This window comes from Oceanicella sp. SM1341 (assembly GCF_003448965.1).
Lineage (GTDB): Bacteria > Pseudomonadota > Alphaproteobacteria > Rhodobacterales > Rhodobacteraceae > Paroceanicella.
Genome location: NZ_QRGC01000094.1, coordinates 1 through 875 on the forward strand (window position 1 = coordinate 1; position 875 = coordinate 875).

Annotated in this window: 1 protein-coding gene; it reads left to right on the plus strand. The window is 73.1% G+C overall.

The window, feature by feature from the left end; all coding sequences use genetic code 11:
* Positions 1–875: phage terminase large subunit family protein (locus D3P35_RS25885; protein ID WP_198670813.1), on the plus strand; the 875-nt coding region annotated here is incomplete at both ends.

The following is an 875-nucleotide window of genomic DNA, read 5'->3' on the forward strand; positions in this document are numbered from 1 at the left end:
TTCGTCGGGCCGTCGCAGTCGGGCAAGAGCCAGATGCTGATGGCCTGTGCTGCGCACGCGATCTGCTGCGATCCCGGACCGATCCAGCTCAACCACATCACCTCGACGGCGGCGAAGGACTGGGTGCTGACCAAGCTCGAGCCGACGCTGCGCAACAGCCCCGAGCTCGCCGCCCGCCTCGGCCGGCGCAAGTCCGACGACAACATGTTCGAGAAGGGCTTCGCGGGCGGCACGCGGTTCACGATCGGCCCGCCCACCATCGAGCAGCTCTCGGCGCGCACGCGGCGGCTGATGCTGCTCTCGGACTATGACCGCTGGGCGGACAGCATCGGCGGCGAGGGCTCCGGCGCCACGCTCGCCGACGCGCGCACCCGCACCTACGGCTCGCGCGGCATGACCGTGATCGAGAGCAGCCCCGGCCGGGCGCGCAGCCGCGAGGACTGGCAGGCGGGCGCTGCCGCCCCGCACGAGGCGCCGCCGGTGCAGGGCGGCATCCTCGGGCTCTACAACGAGGGCACCCGGGCGCGCTGGTACTGGGACTGCCCGGGCTGCGGCAGCGCCTTCGAGCCGCGCTTCTCGCTGCTGGTCTACGACCGGGAGGCCGAGCCGGTGGAGGCGGGCGCGCAGGCGCAGATGGGCTGCCCGCAGTGTGGCACGCTGATCGACCACGCCCGGAAGCCGGCGCTCAACGCCACGGGCCGCTGGCTGCACGAGACCCGCGATGGCCGGGTGGTGCCGGTGAGCGATGCCGACCTGCGCGGCGGAGATCTGGTGAGCTACTGGCTGCAGGGCGTGGCCGCGACCTTCGCCACCTGGGCGCAGCTGGTGGCGCTCTATGAGGCGGCGCGGCGCAAGTTCGACCTCACCGGCGACGA